Source organism: Bradyrhizobium sp. USDA 3315, from assembly GCF_054056795.1.
The window spans coordinates 1,776,220-1,791,172 of the sequence record NZ_JBSRYP010000001.1 but is presented as its reverse complement, the minus strand read 5'-3'; the positions used below and the strand labels follow the sequence as shown (position 1 = coordinate 1,791,172).

12 protein-coding genes are annotated in these 14,953 nt (G+C 66.2%); 4 read left to right on the top strand and 8 right to left on the bottom strand.

The features are described 5' to 3' along the window. Nucleotides 1-5: 5 nt before the first annotated feature. The 3 genes from ACVIYL_RS08235 to ACVIYL_RS08225 all read left to right on the top strand — a co-directional run bounded on the left by ACVIYL_RS08235 (nucleotide 6) and on the right by ACVIYL_RS08225 (nucleotide 3,255). Nucleotides 6-1,079, top strand: coding sequence for a helix-turn-helix domain-containing protein (locus ACVIYL_RS08235; protein ID WP_456778230.1), 1,074 nt, complete (start codon nucleotides 6-8; stop codon nucleotides 1,077-1,079). A gap of 328 nt (nucleotides 1,080-1,407) precedes the next feature. Further along, nucleotides 1,408-2,835 carry a serine hydrolase domain-containing protein gene (locus tag ACVIYL_RS08230; RefSeq protein ID WP_456778229.1) on the top strand — a complete coding sequence of 476 codons (1,428 nt, stop codon included), beginning with the start codon at nucleotides 1,408-1,410 and terminating at the stop codon, nucleotides 2,833-2,835. A 129-nt stretch (nucleotides 2,836-2,964) separates the two neighbouring features. Further along, nucleotides 2,965-3,255, top strand: a complete 291-nt coding sequence (locus ACVIYL_RS08225; RefSeq protein ID WP_310882972.1) for a DUF1330 domain-containing protein — start codon at nucleotides 2,965-2,967, stop codon at nucleotides 3,253-3,255. Nucleotides 3,256-3,529: 274 nt separating this feature from the next. On the opposite strand, the gene ACVIYL_RS08220 is transcribed toward ACVIYL_RS08225, so the two are convergent. Further along, nucleotides 3,530-4,900, bottom strand: coding sequence for an MmgE/PrpD family protein (locus tag ACVIYL_RS08220; protein WP_456778228.1), 1,371 nt, complete (start codon nucleotides 4,898-4,900; stop codon nucleotides 3,530-3,532). A gap of 147 nt (nucleotides 4,901-5,047) precedes the next feature. Here ACVIYL_RS08220 and ACVIYL_RS08215 point away from each other — a divergent pair, with 147 nt between their 5' ends. Then, on the top strand, nucleotides 5,048-6,187 hold the full coding sequence (locus tag ACVIYL_RS08215; protein WP_456778227.1) for an FUSC family protein: 1,140 nt from the start codon (nucleotides 5,048-5,050) through the stop codon (nucleotides 6,185-6,187). Between the two features lie 14 nt (nucleotides 6,188-6,201). On the opposite strand, the gene ACVIYL_RS08210 is transcribed toward ACVIYL_RS08215, so the two are convergent. The 7 genes from ACVIYL_RS08210 to dnaN all read right to left on the bottom strand — a co-directional run bounded on the left by ACVIYL_RS08210 (nucleotide 6,202) and on the right by dnaN (nucleotide 14,889). Next, entirely contained in the window at nucleotides 6,202-6,675 is a 474-nt protein-coding gene (locus ACVIYL_RS08210) for a DUF2867 domain-containing protein (RefSeq protein WP_057015327.1), read from the bottom strand. Next, entirely contained in the window at nucleotides 6,672-8,069 is a 1,398-nt protein-coding gene (locus ACVIYL_RS08205; protein WP_168856624.1) for an MATE family efflux transporter, read from the bottom strand. The genes ACVIYL_RS08210 and ACVIYL_RS08205 overlap by 4 nt, the downstream gene beginning before the upstream one ends. 57 nt (nucleotides 8,070-8,126) lie before the next feature. Then, entirely contained in the window at nucleotides 8,127-9,419 is a 1,293-nt protein-coding gene (gene murA, locus ACVIYL_RS08200) for a UDP-N-acetylglucosamine 1-carboxyvinyltransferase (protein ID WP_172646288.1), read from the bottom strand. A 164-nt stretch (nucleotides 9,420-9,583) separates the two neighbouring features. After that, a complete protein-coding gene (gene gyrB / locus ACVIYL_RS08195) occupies nucleotides 9,584-12,019 on the bottom strand; it encodes a DNA topoisomerase (ATP-hydrolyzing) subunit B (RefSeq protein WP_057015330.1) in 2,436 nt (811 codons plus the stop codon). 228 nt (nucleotides 12,020-12,247) lie between these two features. Then, on the bottom strand, nucleotides 12,248-13,384 hold the full coding sequence (recF, locus tag ACVIYL_RS08190; RefSeq protein WP_057015331.1) for a DNA replication/repair protein RecF: 1,137 nt from the start codon (nucleotides 13,382-13,384) through the stop codon (nucleotides 12,248-12,250). Nucleotides 13,385-13,430: 46 nt separating this feature from the next. Beyond that, nucleotides 13,431-13,718 (bottom strand): GIY-YIG nuclease family protein, encoded by a 288-nt coding sequence (locus ACVIYL_RS08185; protein WP_212057902.1) that lies wholly within the window; start codon nucleotides 13,716-13,718, stop codon nucleotides 13,431-13,433. A gap of 52 nt (nucleotides 13,719-13,770) precedes the next feature. Next, on the bottom strand, nucleotides 13,771-14,889 hold the full coding sequence (gene dnaN / locus ACVIYL_RS08180; RefSeq protein WP_074126563.1) for a DNA polymerase III subunit beta: 1,119 nt from the start codon (nucleotides 14,887-14,889) through the stop codon (nucleotides 13,771-13,773). Nucleotides 14,890-14,953 lie beyond the last annotated feature (64 nt).

Below are 14,953 nucleotides of genomic sequence, written 5' to 3'. Positions count from 1 at the left end.
CGGCGATGACATCGGCTGCTTCAGATTGGGCCGCACTTGAACTCTGCCTGCGCAGCGCCAGCGTGGCGCTGCTGCTGGTGCTTGCCGTCTTGCTGCTGACTGATTTTCGTAAGGCGCTTTCCGGGCGCCTTGCGGCCGCTTTCGCGCTCGGTTCGGCCGCGCATGCGGTGACTGCGTCGATCGGTGCCGGGCCGCCGGTCTCGGACTGGCATGCGCCACTGATCGCGCTCTCGACCGGCGATATCGTGGTGTTCTGGCTGTTCACGCGCGCGCTGTTCGATGACGCGTTTGTGCTGCGCTGGTGGCACGGCCTGATCTGGGCCGCGGTCGTGGCCTACAGCTTCGTCAGTTGCATGTGGATTGCACCCGCCGGTCACGCGCAGATCGCGATCATCATGGTCAATTCGCTCACGCTCGTCTTCGTTGCGCTCGCGGTGGCGCAAACCATCGGATCGTGGTCGGCGGATCTGGTCGAGCGTCGCCGACGTGTCCGCGTCTTCATCGTCGCCGCGTCTGCGCTGTACGGCGGATTCAATGCGCTGCTTCAGATTGCCTATGCCGGCAGCCGCGTGACCGTGGAATGGGCCAACTTGGTGAACGCGGCCGTGCTCACCGCCATCGTGGCCGCAATCACCTGGGCGATGATGCGCGTCGACGGCGCCGACCTGTTCACGGTGCCGGCGGAAGCCGTCGTGCTGACGAAGCCGGCCGCGGCTGAGGAGGCGGCCGACCGCAAGCTGGTCGATGCCCTGATGCGGCTGATGGCGGACGAGCGCATCTATCGCCACGACAACGTCACGATCGGCACGCTGGCGACCCGGTTGAAAATCCCCGAATATCGTCTCCGACGGCTGATCAACCAGCGGCTCGGCTACCGCAACTTCAATGTCTTCTTGAACAACCACCGGATCGAGGAGGCCAAGGCGGCGCTCGCCGATCCCTCCCAAGCCGAAGTCCCGGTCATCACCATCGCCATGGACGCCGGCTTCCAGTCGCTCGGCCCCTTCAACCGCGCCTTCAAGGCGACCACCGGCGTGACGCCGACGGAGTACAGGAAGCTGAAGGCAAGCGCGGTGTAGATGTCCTGCTTGCGGCGGATACCGCTGCACCCTCTCCCCTTGTGGGAGAGGGTGGATTCGATGCGGTAGCATCGAAGCCGGGTGAGGGGTTTGTCTCCTCGGATAGAGACCCCTCATCCGTCGCGGACTTCGTCCGCGCCACCTTCTCCCACAAAGGGAGAAGGTAGGAGGCGTCGCGATTACAGGCCCTTGTAATCGCTGTAGAATTCCAGAATCGACCAGTCGCCTCCAATCCTCGGCCAGCCCGATTTCCGAATCCGGCGAGCGCTATCCCACCCCCTGCGGCCTGATCCCGGCCATGCCCATCGCGTCATAGCCGGAGGATCCCGTGACCCGTCGAAAGCTCTTTCTCATTCTCGCCGCCACCACCGCCTTCGGTGCGTTGGCGCTGTCCGCCGCCCGCGCCCGCGATGTGCCTGAGGTCGCGACCGGCTTTGTCGCCAATGCGATCTGCTCGGAGACCTTCGTCAGCGGGCTCGACCCCAGGCGAAACCTGACCGAGACCACTGACGCGATGCCGGGGGCCGGCCTGATCACCTGGGCGATGGACACCGAGGTCGACCTCGACCGCAAGGACGTCACCGTGACGCTGTTCGGGCTTGGCCGCAGCCATGCGGTCTATCGCGAGGGCATGGGCTGCACGCTCGAACATGGCGAGACGCTGGCCGGGACTGCGCTGCCGTCCGCCGAGCGGCAGGCCGCGCTGCTGCCCGAGATCGCGGGTCCGGAGCTCGTCCCGCCGCAGACCCCGCAGCTTGCGGCTGCGCTCGACCGCGCCTTTGCCGAGCCGGCCGAGCCGCCGTTCCGCCGCACCCGCGCTGTCGTCGTGATGAAGGATGGCCGCATCGTCGCCGAGCGCTACGCCAACGGCATCGGCATCGACACGCCGCTGCTCGGCTTCTCCATGAGCAAGTCGGCGATCTCGGCCCTGATCGGAATCCTCGTCCGCGAGGGCAGGCTGACGCGCGACCAGCCGGTCCCGATCGCGGCCTGGCGGAATCCCGACGATCCGCGCCACGCGATCACGGTCGACGAGCTGTTGCGCCACACCGCAGGGCTTGCGCTCGGCAGCTCGCTGCAGGCGTCGCTGGCATCCGTGCTCGAGCCGGTCAACCGCATGAAGTTCATGGAATCGGATATGGCCGCCTTCGCCGAGAGCGCTCCGCTGGAGAGCGCGCCCGGCCGGGTCTGGAACTATCACGACGGCAACTACCTGATCCTCTCGCACCTGATCCGCAACGCCGCCGGCGGGCATGCGACTGATGTGATGCGCTTCGCGCGTGAGGAGCTGTTCGGACCGCTCGGCATGCGCAATGTCGTGATGCAGTTCGATGCTGCGGGCACGCCGGAAGGATCGGGCGCGATGATGGCGAGCGCGCGCGACTGGGCGCGCTTGGGTCAGCTCTATCTCAATGACGGCGTGGTTGGCGGCAAGCGCATCCTGCCAGAGGGCTGGGTGAAGTACTCGGCATCGCCGACGCCGAATGCCTGGGTCGGCTATGGCGCGGGCTTCTGGACCAATCTCGGCGAGAGCTTTGGCGCCCACTACCGTGTCGAGCACGGTTGGCCGCGCGATGCCTTCTTCGCCAAGGGCACGATCGGGCAGTATGTGATTATCGTGCCGTCGCAGCACCTCGTCATCGTCCGGCTCGGCCGCTCGCCGAACATGCCGCCCGAGGCGGACGGTGTGTTCGATCTGGTCCGTGACGTCGTCACAGCGACGTCTGCAAGTGCGCGGCTCGCGGGCGGCAATTGACCGGCATGTCACACAACACCCGCGCGATCGTGAATTGAATCTCGGCCTCCGGAATTTTCTGATGCTGTGGCGCATCTCGCGAGGAGGCGCGCCATAGTTTCTTGAAGCACGCGTCAACCGGAGACCATCATGCCGAAAGCCTACTGGATCGTGCACGTCACGGTTCACGATGAAGCCCGCTATCCCGAATATCTCGCCGTCGCGATGCCGGTGTTCGAAAAGTACGGCGCCAATTTCATCGTGCGCAACGGCCCCTATGACGTGATGGAAGGCGCAACGCGCCAGCGCAACTTCGTCATCGAATTCAGGGACCGCGCCACCGCGATGGAATGCTACACCTGCCCTGAATATCAGGCCGCGAAGGCGATCCGGCAGAAATACTCGGAGGGGGATTTTGTGATTATCGATGGAGCGGAGTAGGACGCGCCGTCATTCCAGGGCATGCGAAGCATGAGCCCGGAATCCATTTCGCCACGCGGGCGATGACACCGCGCTGTTTGACTTCTTGAATTACGACGCATCCCCGCCGTCGTCGTCCCGGCGAAGGCCGGGACCCATTACCCCAAATGAGACTTGTTGCGCGACGCTGGGGCCACGATCCCGTTCATGATCAAATGCGGTGGTTATGGGTCCTGGCTTTCGCCAGGACGACAGCTGTGGGCGTGGCGTGCAGCCTGCGCCTCGAACGCCCCGCCTACTGCCTTCCCAGCTGCGTTGCCTTCTCCACGCGATCGAAGCGTTCCAGCGTCAGGATGGCGTCGGCGAGCTGGTCGGCCCGCTTGTCGAGCACCGGGCGGGCCAGCGTCAGGAATTTCTGCTGCATCGCCTTTGCGTCGGGGAAAGAGGTCGGCTCGCCGGAGGGATCGGCGTAGAGGCGCTCATGGGTGCCGTCATCTGTCGTGATCGAGACGCGGGCGCCGAACGGATGGGTGCGGCCGACCTCGAGCCGGTCGTCCTGCACCACGTCGAACTTGTCGGCGAGCGCGTCGATGGCCTTGTCGCCCAGCCGGTCGTAATCGTCCCAGCCGAAATGGCCCTGGTCGAGCGCGATCGCGCCGGTGAAGAACATCGAGAACTGGCCGCCGACCACCGAGGTCGGGTGGCGCTTGGTGGCGGCGTCGCCGGTCAGCGTGATGCCGTTGCGGTGCAGACCGATTTCGACCTTCCTGATCTGGTCCGGCGTCAGATTGTGCTCGCGCCGCATCGCGATCAGCGCGTCGATCGCGGCGTGGGTGTAGCGGCAGCTCGGATACGGCTTCACGCCGATCTTCAGCGTCTCATAGGTGTGGCCCAAGTCCGCCACCGCCTTGTCCGGATGAGCGTCATCGGTATAGCCGACCAGAAGGCCGTGTTTGCCTTCGACCGACTCGCTCGAGCCGATGAAGTCGTTGCGCGCCAGGGTCGCGGCGATCACGCCGTTCATCGCGGCGGCGCCGACCTGGTAGCGCTTGTTCCAGGCGCCGTTGACCAGGAATTGCAGCGAGCCCGCGGCCTGGCTGCCGGAGACGCCGAACGCAGAAATGATCTGATCCTTCGACAGGGCGAACAGCTTGGCTGCCGCCGCGGCGGCGCCATAGGTGCCGGCGGTCGCGGTCGGATGGAAGCCGCGGGCGTAATGCGAGGTCGGGTCCAGCGCGTTGCCGAGCCGGCAGCACACTTCATAGCCGGCGACGATCGCGGTCAGCACGTCGCGGCCGGAGGCGCCGACCATCTCGCCGACCGCGAACGCGGCGGGCACCACCGGTGCGCTCGGATGCAGCGAAGAATCGGCGTGGGTGTCGTCGAAATCGAGCGAATGGCCGAGCGCGCCGTTGAGCAGCGCCGCGACCGCCGGGGTCCAGGTCTTGGTGTCGCCGAATACGGTGGCTTCGCCCTTGCCGTCGAGCGCCAGCGCCTCCAGCATCTTCATCAGCGACGGCGTCGATTCCGCATCGCGCCGGGCGCGGATGGTGCTGCCGAGGAAATCCAGCGTCAAAACCTTGGCTCGCTCCAGCACCTCCGGCGGAATGTCGGAATATTTCAGGTCGGCGACATAGGCGGCGAGCGTTGCGGTTTCGTGGGCCATCGTGTTTCCTCAATTTTGCGGCGCAGGGTAGGCGGGCAGGTCAGGCCTTTCAAGCCACCTTGCCGCCGCGGGCAGCTGCCATGCTCCAAATCGGTTAGCTTCAAGTCATGTAACACGGGCCTTTCCTTTGATTGCGGATCACGGTGCATGAGGACCTTCGCAAAACGCATGTTCGACCAGCTCTGGGCTCGCAAGACGCAGCTGGCGCTGGCGGTCCGGATCGCGTCCGCCGGCGTGGCGGCCTATACCATCGCGCTGGCGTTCAACCTGATGCTGCCGCTCTGGGCGGTGCTGACCTCGCTGATCGTGACCCAGATGAGCGTCGGCCGCTCGCTGAAGGCCAGCCGCGACTACATGCTCGGTACCATCGGCGGCGCCGTCTATGGCGGCGCGATCGCGGTGCTGATCCCGCATTCCGGCGAGGGCAGCCTGCTGGCGCTGCTGGTGCTGGCGATCGTGCCGCTGGCCTTCATCGCCGCGCTCAATCCGAGTCTGAACTCTGCGACCGTGACGGCAGTGATCGTGCTGCTGCTGCCGACGATGCATCACTCCAACCCGCTGGATTCCGCGATCGACCGCGTCCTCGAGGTGACGGTCGGCGCGCTCACCGGGCTTTTGATCTCGTTCCTGGTGCTGCCGTCGCGCGCGGTCAGTCAGATCAGGGTCAATGCATCGAACCTGCTGGAGCTGCTGTCGGCGGCGTTCGCCGAATTGCTCGCCGGCCTGACCCGCGGCCTCGACAACGACGCGCTGCACCGGATCCAGGACGGCATCGGCACCGCGGTGAGCAATCTGCACGCGACCGGCCTTGAGGCCGAGCGCGAGCGCTCGATGCATCTGTCGTCGGGACCGGACACCGGGCCGTTGCTGCGAACCATCCAGCGGCTGCGGCACGACGTCGTGATGATCGGGCGCGCCTGTGTGGTGCCGCTGCCGGCCGATATCCAGGCGAGGCTGGCGCGGCCATTGGCCGACGTCAGCAAGGCGATCGTGACTTACATGGTGGCGGTCGCGACCGCGTTGCGCGCCGGCAGCGGCCCGGCCGACATGGTGCCGGTCGATGCCGCGCTGCATGCGTATAGCGAGGAGGTCGCCGCGGTGCGAAGGGATGGGCTGATCCGTGGCCTGCCGGTCGATGCCGCCGAGCGCTTCTATGCGCTTGGCTTCTCGCTCGACCAGATGCGGCAGAATCTCAACGACCTCAAGCGCTGCCACGGCAATTGGTGTACCAACGCCGAGGCCTCCGAGAAGATCGTCGCCGACACGCCGGAGAAGAGCCCGGCTTGAGATCGAGTAGTAGTTCAGCCTCCGGCCTTGCGCAGCATCGCGGGCACGATCAGGCGGTGGAACGGCAGGATTACCGCGAGATAGGCGCGCCCGAACCAGTTGTGGGTCAGCACCAGCGTGGTCGCGGTGATGCTGCGCACAGCTCCCGCGGAGGCGACGTCGACGACGAGCCTGAAGTCGAGATGCTTGTCGTTGAAGCCCGCGACCAGCCGCTCCGGCGTCTCACTGACCACCGGAAAGATCCCGATCATGTCGCGTGTCGCGCCGTCGGCTGCGCCCGAGGTTTTCAGGCCAAGCGGCGCGACGATGAAATTACGCAGGGCAAGCAGCCATTCGATCCAGCGCGGCTGCCGCGCCACCATCGCCTCGGCGGCGTGCCGCGCATCGAGGTCGGGGCGCGCGGTCGCGATGCGGAACGCGTCGACGAACTGCGCGCCAGCGAGCAGCGCGGCGGAATCCACGTTCGGCGTGACCTCGTCGACCCTCATTTGCCCAGTCTGCGTGCCAGCAGGCGGAAACGCAAGACAAGGAGGGTCGCATAGACCGCCGTCCCGAGCGACAGCCCGATCCAGACACCGGCGGCGTCGAGCTTGACCCAGAAGGCGAGCGCTGAGGCCGACGCGAAGCCGATCAGCCAATAGCTGATGACGGCAAACAGCAGCGGCACCTGGGTGTCGTTCATGCCGCGCAGCGCGCCCGCGGTGGTGGTCTGGATGCCGTCGGCGATGAAGAAGGTCGCGCCAATCAACAGCAGCGCCGCGGTGAGCTGCGCGGTGGTATCGGAGGCCTCGCCGAGGAACAGCGCCGCGATCTCGAAGCGGGCCAGGATCACCGCGAACGTCATGATGCTCATGAAGATGCCGCTGAGCGCGATCGCGACAAAGCCGGCGCGCTGCACCGCGTCGGTATCGCGGCGGCCGACGGCCTGGCCGACCCGCACGGTAGCGGCCATGCTGACGCCGAACGGCACCATGAACAGGATCGCCGCGATCTGCAGCGCGATCTGGTGCGCGGCCAGCGCCGTGGTGCTGATCAGCCCCATCAGCAGGCCGGCCGCACCGAATAGGCCGTATTCCAGCAGGAAGGCGATCGAGATCGGCGCGCCGACGGCGACCAGCTTGCCCATCAGCGGCCAGTCGATGCGCCAGACGCGGCTGAATACGTGGTACTTGCGGAACGGGCGGCGGCGCGCCGCGAACCACACGCCGGCAAGGAAGGTGCCGAGATTGACGATCGTGGTCGCAAGCCCGGCGCCGAACATGCCGAGTTCGGGCATGCCCCATTTGCCGTAGAGCAACAGGTAGACCATCAGCGCATTGGCCGGGATCGCCGCGAGCGTGATCCATAGCACCGGCTCCGGCCGGTTCACCGCGCTCATGAAGCCGCGGAGCGCGATGAACCACAGCGCCGGCAGGATGCCCCAGGCGAGACCGAACAGATACTGCTGCGCCAGATGCGCGGTGGCCTGGGTCTGGCCGAGCATAAGCAGGATGCGCTCGCCCTGGAACGGCAGCGCCATCAGCGGCAGCACCATGAAGAAGCCGGCCCATAGGCCGACGCGGAGCGCGCGCCGCATCACGCGCGGGTTGCGCGCGCCGAACGCCTGCGCGGCCAGGGGCGAGACCGCCGACATCATGCCCATGCCGATGGTGAAGCTGACGAAATACACGGTGTGCGCCAGCGCCGCGGCGGCGACGTTTTCGCTGCCGAGCCGGCCGATGAAGGCGAGATCGGTCGTCATCATCGCGATCTGCCCGAGCTGCGTCAGCGCGAGCGGCACCGCGAGCTTCAGCGTTTCCGCGAGCTCGGCCGTGAGCAGGTTGCGAGGGACGACAACGGCCGCGTTCGGCGCGGCCGGGTCGATCTTGTCGATGCAGGTCATGACGGCACGCTTAGCACGGCAAACCGGCCGGAAGGATGGCCAAGCTGCCGCAGGGAATCACGATCGCGCGGGAATCCGCTTGATCTTGGCGCCGAGGGCGTTGAGCCGCTCATCGATCCGCTCATAGCCGCGCTCGATCTGGTCGGCGTTGTTGATGGTGGAGGTGCCCTCGGCACACACCGCGGCCAGCAGCATCGCCATACCGGCCCGGATGTCGGGCGAGTTCATCGGCGCGCCGCGCAGCCGGCTGGGGCCGGCGACGATCGCGCGGTGCGGGTCGCACAGCACGATGCGGCCACCCATCGCGATCAGGTTGTCGACGAAGAACATCCGGGATTCGAACATCTTCTCGTGCATCAGGATGACGCCGTCGCACTGCGTCGCGGTGACGATCGCGATCGACATCAGGTCGGCCGGGAAGGCCGGCCAGGGCTGGTCCTCGAGCTTCGGCACATGGCCGCCGAAATCGTCCTGGATCTTCATGGTCTGGCCGGACGGTACGACGAGGTCGTCGCCCTCGATGCCGCAGACGATGCCGAGCCGCTCAAAGCCCATCCGGATCGAGCGCAGATGCTCGACGCCGGCGCGCGCGATGCGCAGCGGCGAGCGGGTCACCGCGGCGAGCCCGATCAGCGATCCGACCTCGATATGGTCGGGCTGGATCGCGAAAGTCGTGCTGCCGAGCGTTGCCGGCCCGTGCACGATGATGGTGTTGGTGCCGACACCTTCGATCCTGGCGCCGAGCGCGATCAGGAAATTGGCGAGGTCCTGCACATGCGGCTCGGAGGCCGCGTTGCGCAGATAGGTGGTGCCGCGGGCGGCGACCGCGGCGACCAGCGCGTTCTCCGTCGCGGTGACGCTGGGCTCGTCGAGGAACACGTCGGCGCCCTTCAGCCGCGTGGCGCGGAATTCGAGCCGGTGCGTCGCGGTGACGGTGGCGCCGAGCTGCTCGAAGGCCAGGAAGTGCGTGTCGAGCCGGCGGCGGCCGATCACGTCGCCGCCGGGCGGCGGCAGCGCGACCTCGCCGCAGCGGGCGAGCAGCGGGCCTGCGAGCAGGATCGAGGCGCGGATGCGCGCGCATAGCGCCGGATCGAGATCGGCGGCGCGGATCTCCTTGGCATGAATCTGCAGCGTGTTGCGCTCGGTCCATTCGGCGGTGGCGCCGACCGAGCGGCACAATTCGACCAGCGTTTCGGTGTCGCGGATGCGCGGCACGTTGGTCAGCGTGACCGGGTGCTCGGTGAGCAGTGCCGCGGCGATGATCGGCAGCGCGGAGTTCTTGTTGCCCGACGGCTCGATGGTGCCCGAAAGGCGGCGGCCGCCTTCGACGATGTATTGGATCGGCGGCACGCGGAATGTCCCCTAACGCATCATTCAGACTGGGCCATTGGAAATTCCGCAACGGAATCAACGGCCATCCGGCACCGTAACACAACTGGCGGCGCAGCTTCCACACGAAAGGTAGCGCCGCGACGGCGCCGAAAAGCGCACACCCGCTTGGCCGTGCGCGGAACCTAGATGTCGATGGTTGCGCTGAGCGAATTGTCCTGGATGAACTCACGGCGCGGCTCGACCACGTCGCCCATCAGCTTGGTGAAGATATCGTCGGCCTCGTCGACCTCCTTGATCTTCACCTGCAGCAGCGAGCGCGCCTCGGTGTCCAGCGTGGTCTCCCAGAGCTGCTCCGGGTTCATCTCGCCGAGACCTTTGTAGCGCTGCAGCGAGATGCCCTTGCGGGCGGCGTCGGTCACGGCCTCGAACAGGTCGATCGGGCCGTGGATGATCTGCTCGGCATCCTTGCGCCGCAGCTTGCCCGCGCGCACGTAGATCTCTTGCAGTTCGGTCGCGTATTCATCGAGCTTGCGGGCGTCGGCCGAGCCGAGAAACGCGTCGTCGATCACGGCGAATTCCCTGACCCCGCGCACGGTGCGCTCGAACTGGAACCCCTGGCCTTCCGTGAAGGTGCCGATCCAGCCGCGCTCGACCTCTTCGGCCACGGCGTCCAGCCGCTTGGCGATGTATTCGGCCGCCGAATTGGCGGTGGCGATATCGCTCGTGATCCTGGGATTGAGCACGCCCGCGATCGCGGCCTGCTCGATGACGGCGCGATTATAGCGGCTATGCAGGTTGCGCAGCACCGAGCGGATGACCCGGGCGTCTTCGACCAGCGACAGCAGATCACGGCCCGAGCGGTCGTCGCCGGAGGCCGGCTTGAAGACGCATTCGTCGAGCCCGGTCGAGATCAGGTAGTCCTCGAGGGCGCGCTCGTCCTTCAGGTATTGCTCGGACTTGCCGCGCGAGACCTTATAGAGCGGCGGCTGTGCGATATAGAGATAACCGCCATCGATGATCGAGCGCATCTGACGATAGAAGAAGGTCAGCAGCAGCGTGCGGATATGGGCGCCGTCGACGTCGGCGTCGGTCATCACGATGATCTTGTGATAGCGCAGCTTGTCGACCGAGAAATCGTCGCTGATGCCGGTGCCGAGCGCGGTGATCAGCGTGCCGATCTGCTCGGACGACAGCATCTTGTCGGGACGGACGCGCTCGACATTGAGGATCTTGCCGCGCAGCGGCAGCACCGCCTGGAATTCGCGGTTACGGCCCTGCTTGGCGCTGCCGCCTGCCGAGTCGCCCTCGACGATGAACAGTTCGGATTTGGCCGGGTCCTTCTCCTGGCAGTCGGCGAGCTTGCCGGGCAGCGAGGAGACGCTGAGCGGATTCTTGCGGGTCAGCTCGCGGGCCTTGCGCGCAGCCTCGCGGGCCGCGGCGGCCTGGATCACCTTGCCGACGATCTCCTTGGCTTCCTTCGGATTCTCCTCGAACCAGGCGGCCAGCGCCTCGTTCAGGACGTTCTCGACCACCGGTCGAACCTCCGAGGACACCAGCTTGTCCTTGGTCTGCGACGAGAATTTCGGATCGGGCACCTTCACCGACAGCACCGCGGTGAGGCCTTCGCGGCAATCGTCGCCGGTCAGCGCGATCTTTTCCTTCTTCGCATTGGCCTCGGCATAGCCGTTGACCTGGCGCGTCAGCGCGCCGCGGAAGCCGGCCAGATGGGTGCCGCCGTCGCGCTGCGGGATGTTGTTGGTGAAGCACAGCACGTTCTCGTGGTAGCTGTCGTTCCACCACAGCGCCGCCTCGACGCCGATGCCGTTGGCTTCCGAACGCACCATGATCGGTGCCGGCACGATCGCCTTCTTGTTGCGGTCGAGATATTTGACGAATTCCTCGACGCCGCCGGAATAGTGCATCTCCTCGCGCTTCTCGACCGCGTGACGCATGTCGGAGAGCACGATGTTGACGCCGGAATTGAGGAAGGCGAGCTCGCGCAGCCGGTGCTCGAGCGTCGCGAAATCATATTCGATGTTCTTGAAGGTCTCGACCGAGGCGAGGAAGGTGACCTCGGTGCCGCGCTTGCCTGGGGCATCGCCGACCACTTTGAGCGGCGCCACGGCATCGCCGTGCGCGAATTCGATGTAGTGCTCCTTGTCGTCGCGCCAGATCCGCAGCGCGAGCTTGCTGGAGAGCGCGTTGACGACGGAGACGCCGACGCCGTGCAGGCCGCCGGAAACCTTGTAGGAGTTCTGGTCGAATTTTCCGCCGGCGTGCAGTTGGGTCATGATGACCTCGGCTGCCGAGACGCCCTCTTCCTTGTGGATGCCGACCGGTATGCCGCGTCCGTCGTCGTACACGGTGACGGAATTGTCGGCGTTGAGGGTGACCAGGACGCGGCTGGCGTGGCCCGCCAGCGCCTCGTCGATCGCATTGTCGACGACCTCGTAGACCATGTGGTGCAGGCCGGAACCGTCGTCGGTGTCGCCGATATACATGCCGGGGCGCTTGCGGACGGCGTCGAGGCCCTTCAGCACCCGGATCGATTCCGCGCCATATTCGGCCGGAACGGGATGCTCAGATTCGGCAGGGGTCTGCCGGGCAGGTTCAGTCATGTGAGGCCTTCGAGGATATCCGAATCAGCTGCGCAATATGAGGCGCTGATTCCGCTATTTGTGCCATGAAAGAGGGGTTGCGCCTAGCGCAAAGTCTCCATCTACAAACTATTGAATAAATAGGATTTTTTAGGCCTGTTTCAAGGCTTTCAAAGGCCGATTCCGGCCATCTCGAAAAGCCCGATTCGAAGGCGGATTCGGGCCCCTCTCGGAGCAGATTCCGCACCCTCAGCCGCGCCGTGTGGCGCGGCCGGATTCGACGTCGAAAATCTCTCCCCGAGGGCCGATGTCGACGAACGCCGCGGGATCGGCGCCGGTCATCCAGACCTGCGCGCCGAGCTTGGCGAGCTCGTCGAACAGCGCCTTGCGGCGGTTCGGATCGAGATGGGCGACGACCTCGTCGAGCAGCAGCAGCGGCACGATGCCGGTCATCTCCGCGACCATCGTGGCGTGCGCCAGCACCAGCCCGATCAGGAGCGCCTTCTGCTCGCCGGTCGAGGCGTCACGCGCCGGCATGTTCTTCGGCGCGTAGACCACCTGCAGATCGGTCAGATGCGGGCCGTCGAGCGTGCGCCCGGCGGCGGCATCGCGCGGCCGGCTGGCGCGCAGGATCTCGCGGTAGCGGTCCTCCACCGCCGTTGCAGGCTCCTGCAGCAGCGCATTCTCCATCCAGCCGTCGAGCATGATCTCGGCGGAGGGGAAGGCCGAGGCCGCGCCGCGCTCGCGCAGCATCACGGCGAGCTTGGCGGCGGTCTGGCCGCGTGATGCGGCGACCGCGACCGCAAGCTCGGCGGTCTCGCGCTCGATCGCATCACACCAATGGTCGTCATAGTTGCGCACCTCGAGCAGCCGGTTGCGCGAGCGCAGCGATCGCTCCAGCGCGGAGACGCGGCTGGAATGCTCGGAATCGATCGCCAGCACCAGGCGGTCGAAGAAGCGCCGCCGTTCCGAGGCGGCGCCCATGAACAGGCCGTCCATCGCCGGCGTCAGCCACACGATGCGCAGATGATCGCCGAACGCGGTTGCGGACCCCACCGGTTCGCGGTCGATGCGGCAGCGCCTCGCGCTGCCGGCGTCGCCGGTCGGCGGATCGATACCGGTGCCGAGCGTCGCAAGGCCGAGCGCGCCCTCGACTTCGGCGGAGACCGCCCAGGAGCCGTCGCCCTGGTTGTCGGCGATGTCCTCCAGCGTCGCGCGGCGCAGGCCGCGGCCCGGCGACAGGAACGAGACCGCTTCCATGCAATTGGTCTTGCCGGCGCCGTTCGGCCCGACCAGCACCACCATGTCGCCGGCGACCTGCAGCGTCGCCGTCCGGTAATTGCGGAAATGCGTCAGCGACAGGCGATGAATGCGGGACGGGGTCATGTTACCTTGTCATTGCCGGGCTTGACCCGGCAATCCATCGTCCGCGTCAGCGGACAATTTCATCATATAAGTCTCGCCAGTCGGGATTGCCGGCAACGATCAGATCGATCTTCCACTCACGCGACCAGTGCTTGATATTCTTCTCGCGCTGAAGTGCGGCGGCAATCGTCTCGTGTGCCTCAAAATAGACGAGCGTCTTGATGCCGTACTTCTTGGTAAAGCCCTCGGCCAGACCTTCGCGATGCTCGTAGACGCGCCGGACCAGATTATTGGTTACACCGACGTAAAGGGTTCCACCGGGCTTGCTGGCGAGGATGTACACCCAATAGGTCATCTCTTGCTCGATGGATGGCCGGGTCAAGCCCGGCCATGACGAGAAGGAGGAATCACACCCGCATCGGCATCAGCACGTAGAGCGCGCCCTTGCTGTCGCGGTCCTGCACAAGGGTCGGCGAGCCGGGATCGGCGAGCTTCAGCACTGCGACCTCGCCTTCAATCTGGGCGGCGATGTCGAGCAGATAGCGCGAGTTGAAGCCGATATCGAGCGCGTCGGAGGCGTACTCGACCTCGAGCTCCTCGGTGGCGCTGCCGGAATCCGGGTTGGTGACCGAGAGCACCAGCTTGCCCGCGGACAGTGCGAGCTTCACCGCGCGGCCGCGTTCGCTGGAAATCGTCGAGACGCGGTCGACGGCGGCCTCGAAATCCTTCTTGTCGACGACGAGTTCCTTGTCGTTGTTCTGCGGAATGACGCGGCCGTAGTCCGGGAAGGTGCCGTCGATCAGCTTCGAGGTCAGCACCACATTGCCGAGCGTAAAGCGGATCTTGCCGTCCGACAGCTCGATCGAGATCTCGGCGTCGTCGCCCTCGATCAGCCGCTGCACCTCGCCGACCGTCTTGCGCGGGACGATCACGCCGGGCATGCCGGTTGCGCCCTTGGGCAGCGCGAGGTCGATCTGCGCCAGCCGGTGACCGTCGGTCGCAACGCCGCGCAGGGTCGCCGCCTTGGCGCTGCCGGCCGCGTGCAGATAGATGCCGTTGAGGTAGTAGCGGGTCTCTTCGGTCGAGATCGCGAACTGCGTGCGGTCGATCAGGCGCTTGATGTCGGACGCCGGCAGTGAGAACGAATGCGTCATGTCGCCGGCGGCAAGGCCCGGGAAGTCGCTCTCGGGCAGCGTCTGCAGCGTGAAGCGCGAGCGGCCGGCACGCACGGCCAGCACCGAGCGGTCGCCGTCGGCTTCCAGCACGATCTGCGAGCCGTCGGGCAGCTTGCGGACGATGTCGTAGAACATGTGCGCGGGCACCGTGGTCGAGCCGGCGGTTCCGGTCTCGGCGGCCAAGGTCTCCGTCACCTCGAGGTCGAGGTCGGTCGCCTTCAGCGACAATTTGGCGCCCTCGGCGCGGATCAACACGTTGCCGAGGATCGGGATGGTGTTGCGGCGCTCGACCACGCGGTGAACGTGACCCAGCGATTTCAGGAGTTGCGCGCGCTCGACGGTGACCTTCATTGCAATACCCGCCAGATCCCTCAGATGGAAAAGCCGGGCGGCCGTTCAGGGCAGCACCGCGGCA

Bases quoted from the DNA above. Each gene is read 5' to 3' on its own strand.
- ACVIYL_RS08235 (WP_456778230.1), top strand. From the start codon at position 6: ATGACATCGGCTGCTTCAGATTGGGCCGCACTTGAACTCTGCCTGCGC.
- ACVIYL_RS08225 (WP_310882972.1), top strand. From the start codon at position 2,965: ATGCCGAAAGCCTACTGGATCGTGCACGTCACGGTTCACGATGAAGCC.
- ACVIYL_RS08220 (WP_456778228.1), bottom strand. From the start codon at position 4,900: ATGGCCCACGAAACCGCAACGCTCGCCGCCTATGTCGCCGACCTGAAA.
- ACVIYL_RS08215 (WP_456778227.1), top strand. From the start codon at position 5,048: ATGAGGACCTTCGCAAAACGCATGTTCGACCAGCTCTGGGCTCGCAAG.
- ACVIYL_RS08210 (WP_057015327.1), bottom strand. From the start codon at position 6,675: ATGAGGGTCGACGAGGTCACGCCGAACGTGGATTCCGCCGCGCTGCTC.
- ACVIYL_RS08205 (WP_168856624.1), bottom strand. From the start codon at position 8,069: ATGACCTGCATCGACAAGATCGACCCGGCCGCGCCGAACGCGGCCGTT.
- gyrB (WP_057015330.1), bottom strand. From the start codon at position 12,019: ATGACTGAACCTGCCCGGCAGACCCCTGCCGAATCTGAGCATCCCGTT.
- recF (WP_057015331.1), bottom strand. From the start codon at position 13,384: ATGACCCCGTCCCGCATTCATCGCCTGTCGCTGACGCATTTCCGCAAT.
- ACVIYL_RS08185 (WP_212057902.1), bottom strand. From the start codon at position 13,718: ATGACCTATTGGGTGTACATCCTCGCCAGCAAGCCCGGTGGAACCCTT.
- dnaN (WP_074126563.1), bottom strand. From the start codon at position 14,889: ATGAAGGTCACCGTCGAGCGCGCGCAACTCCTGAAATCGCTGGGTCAC.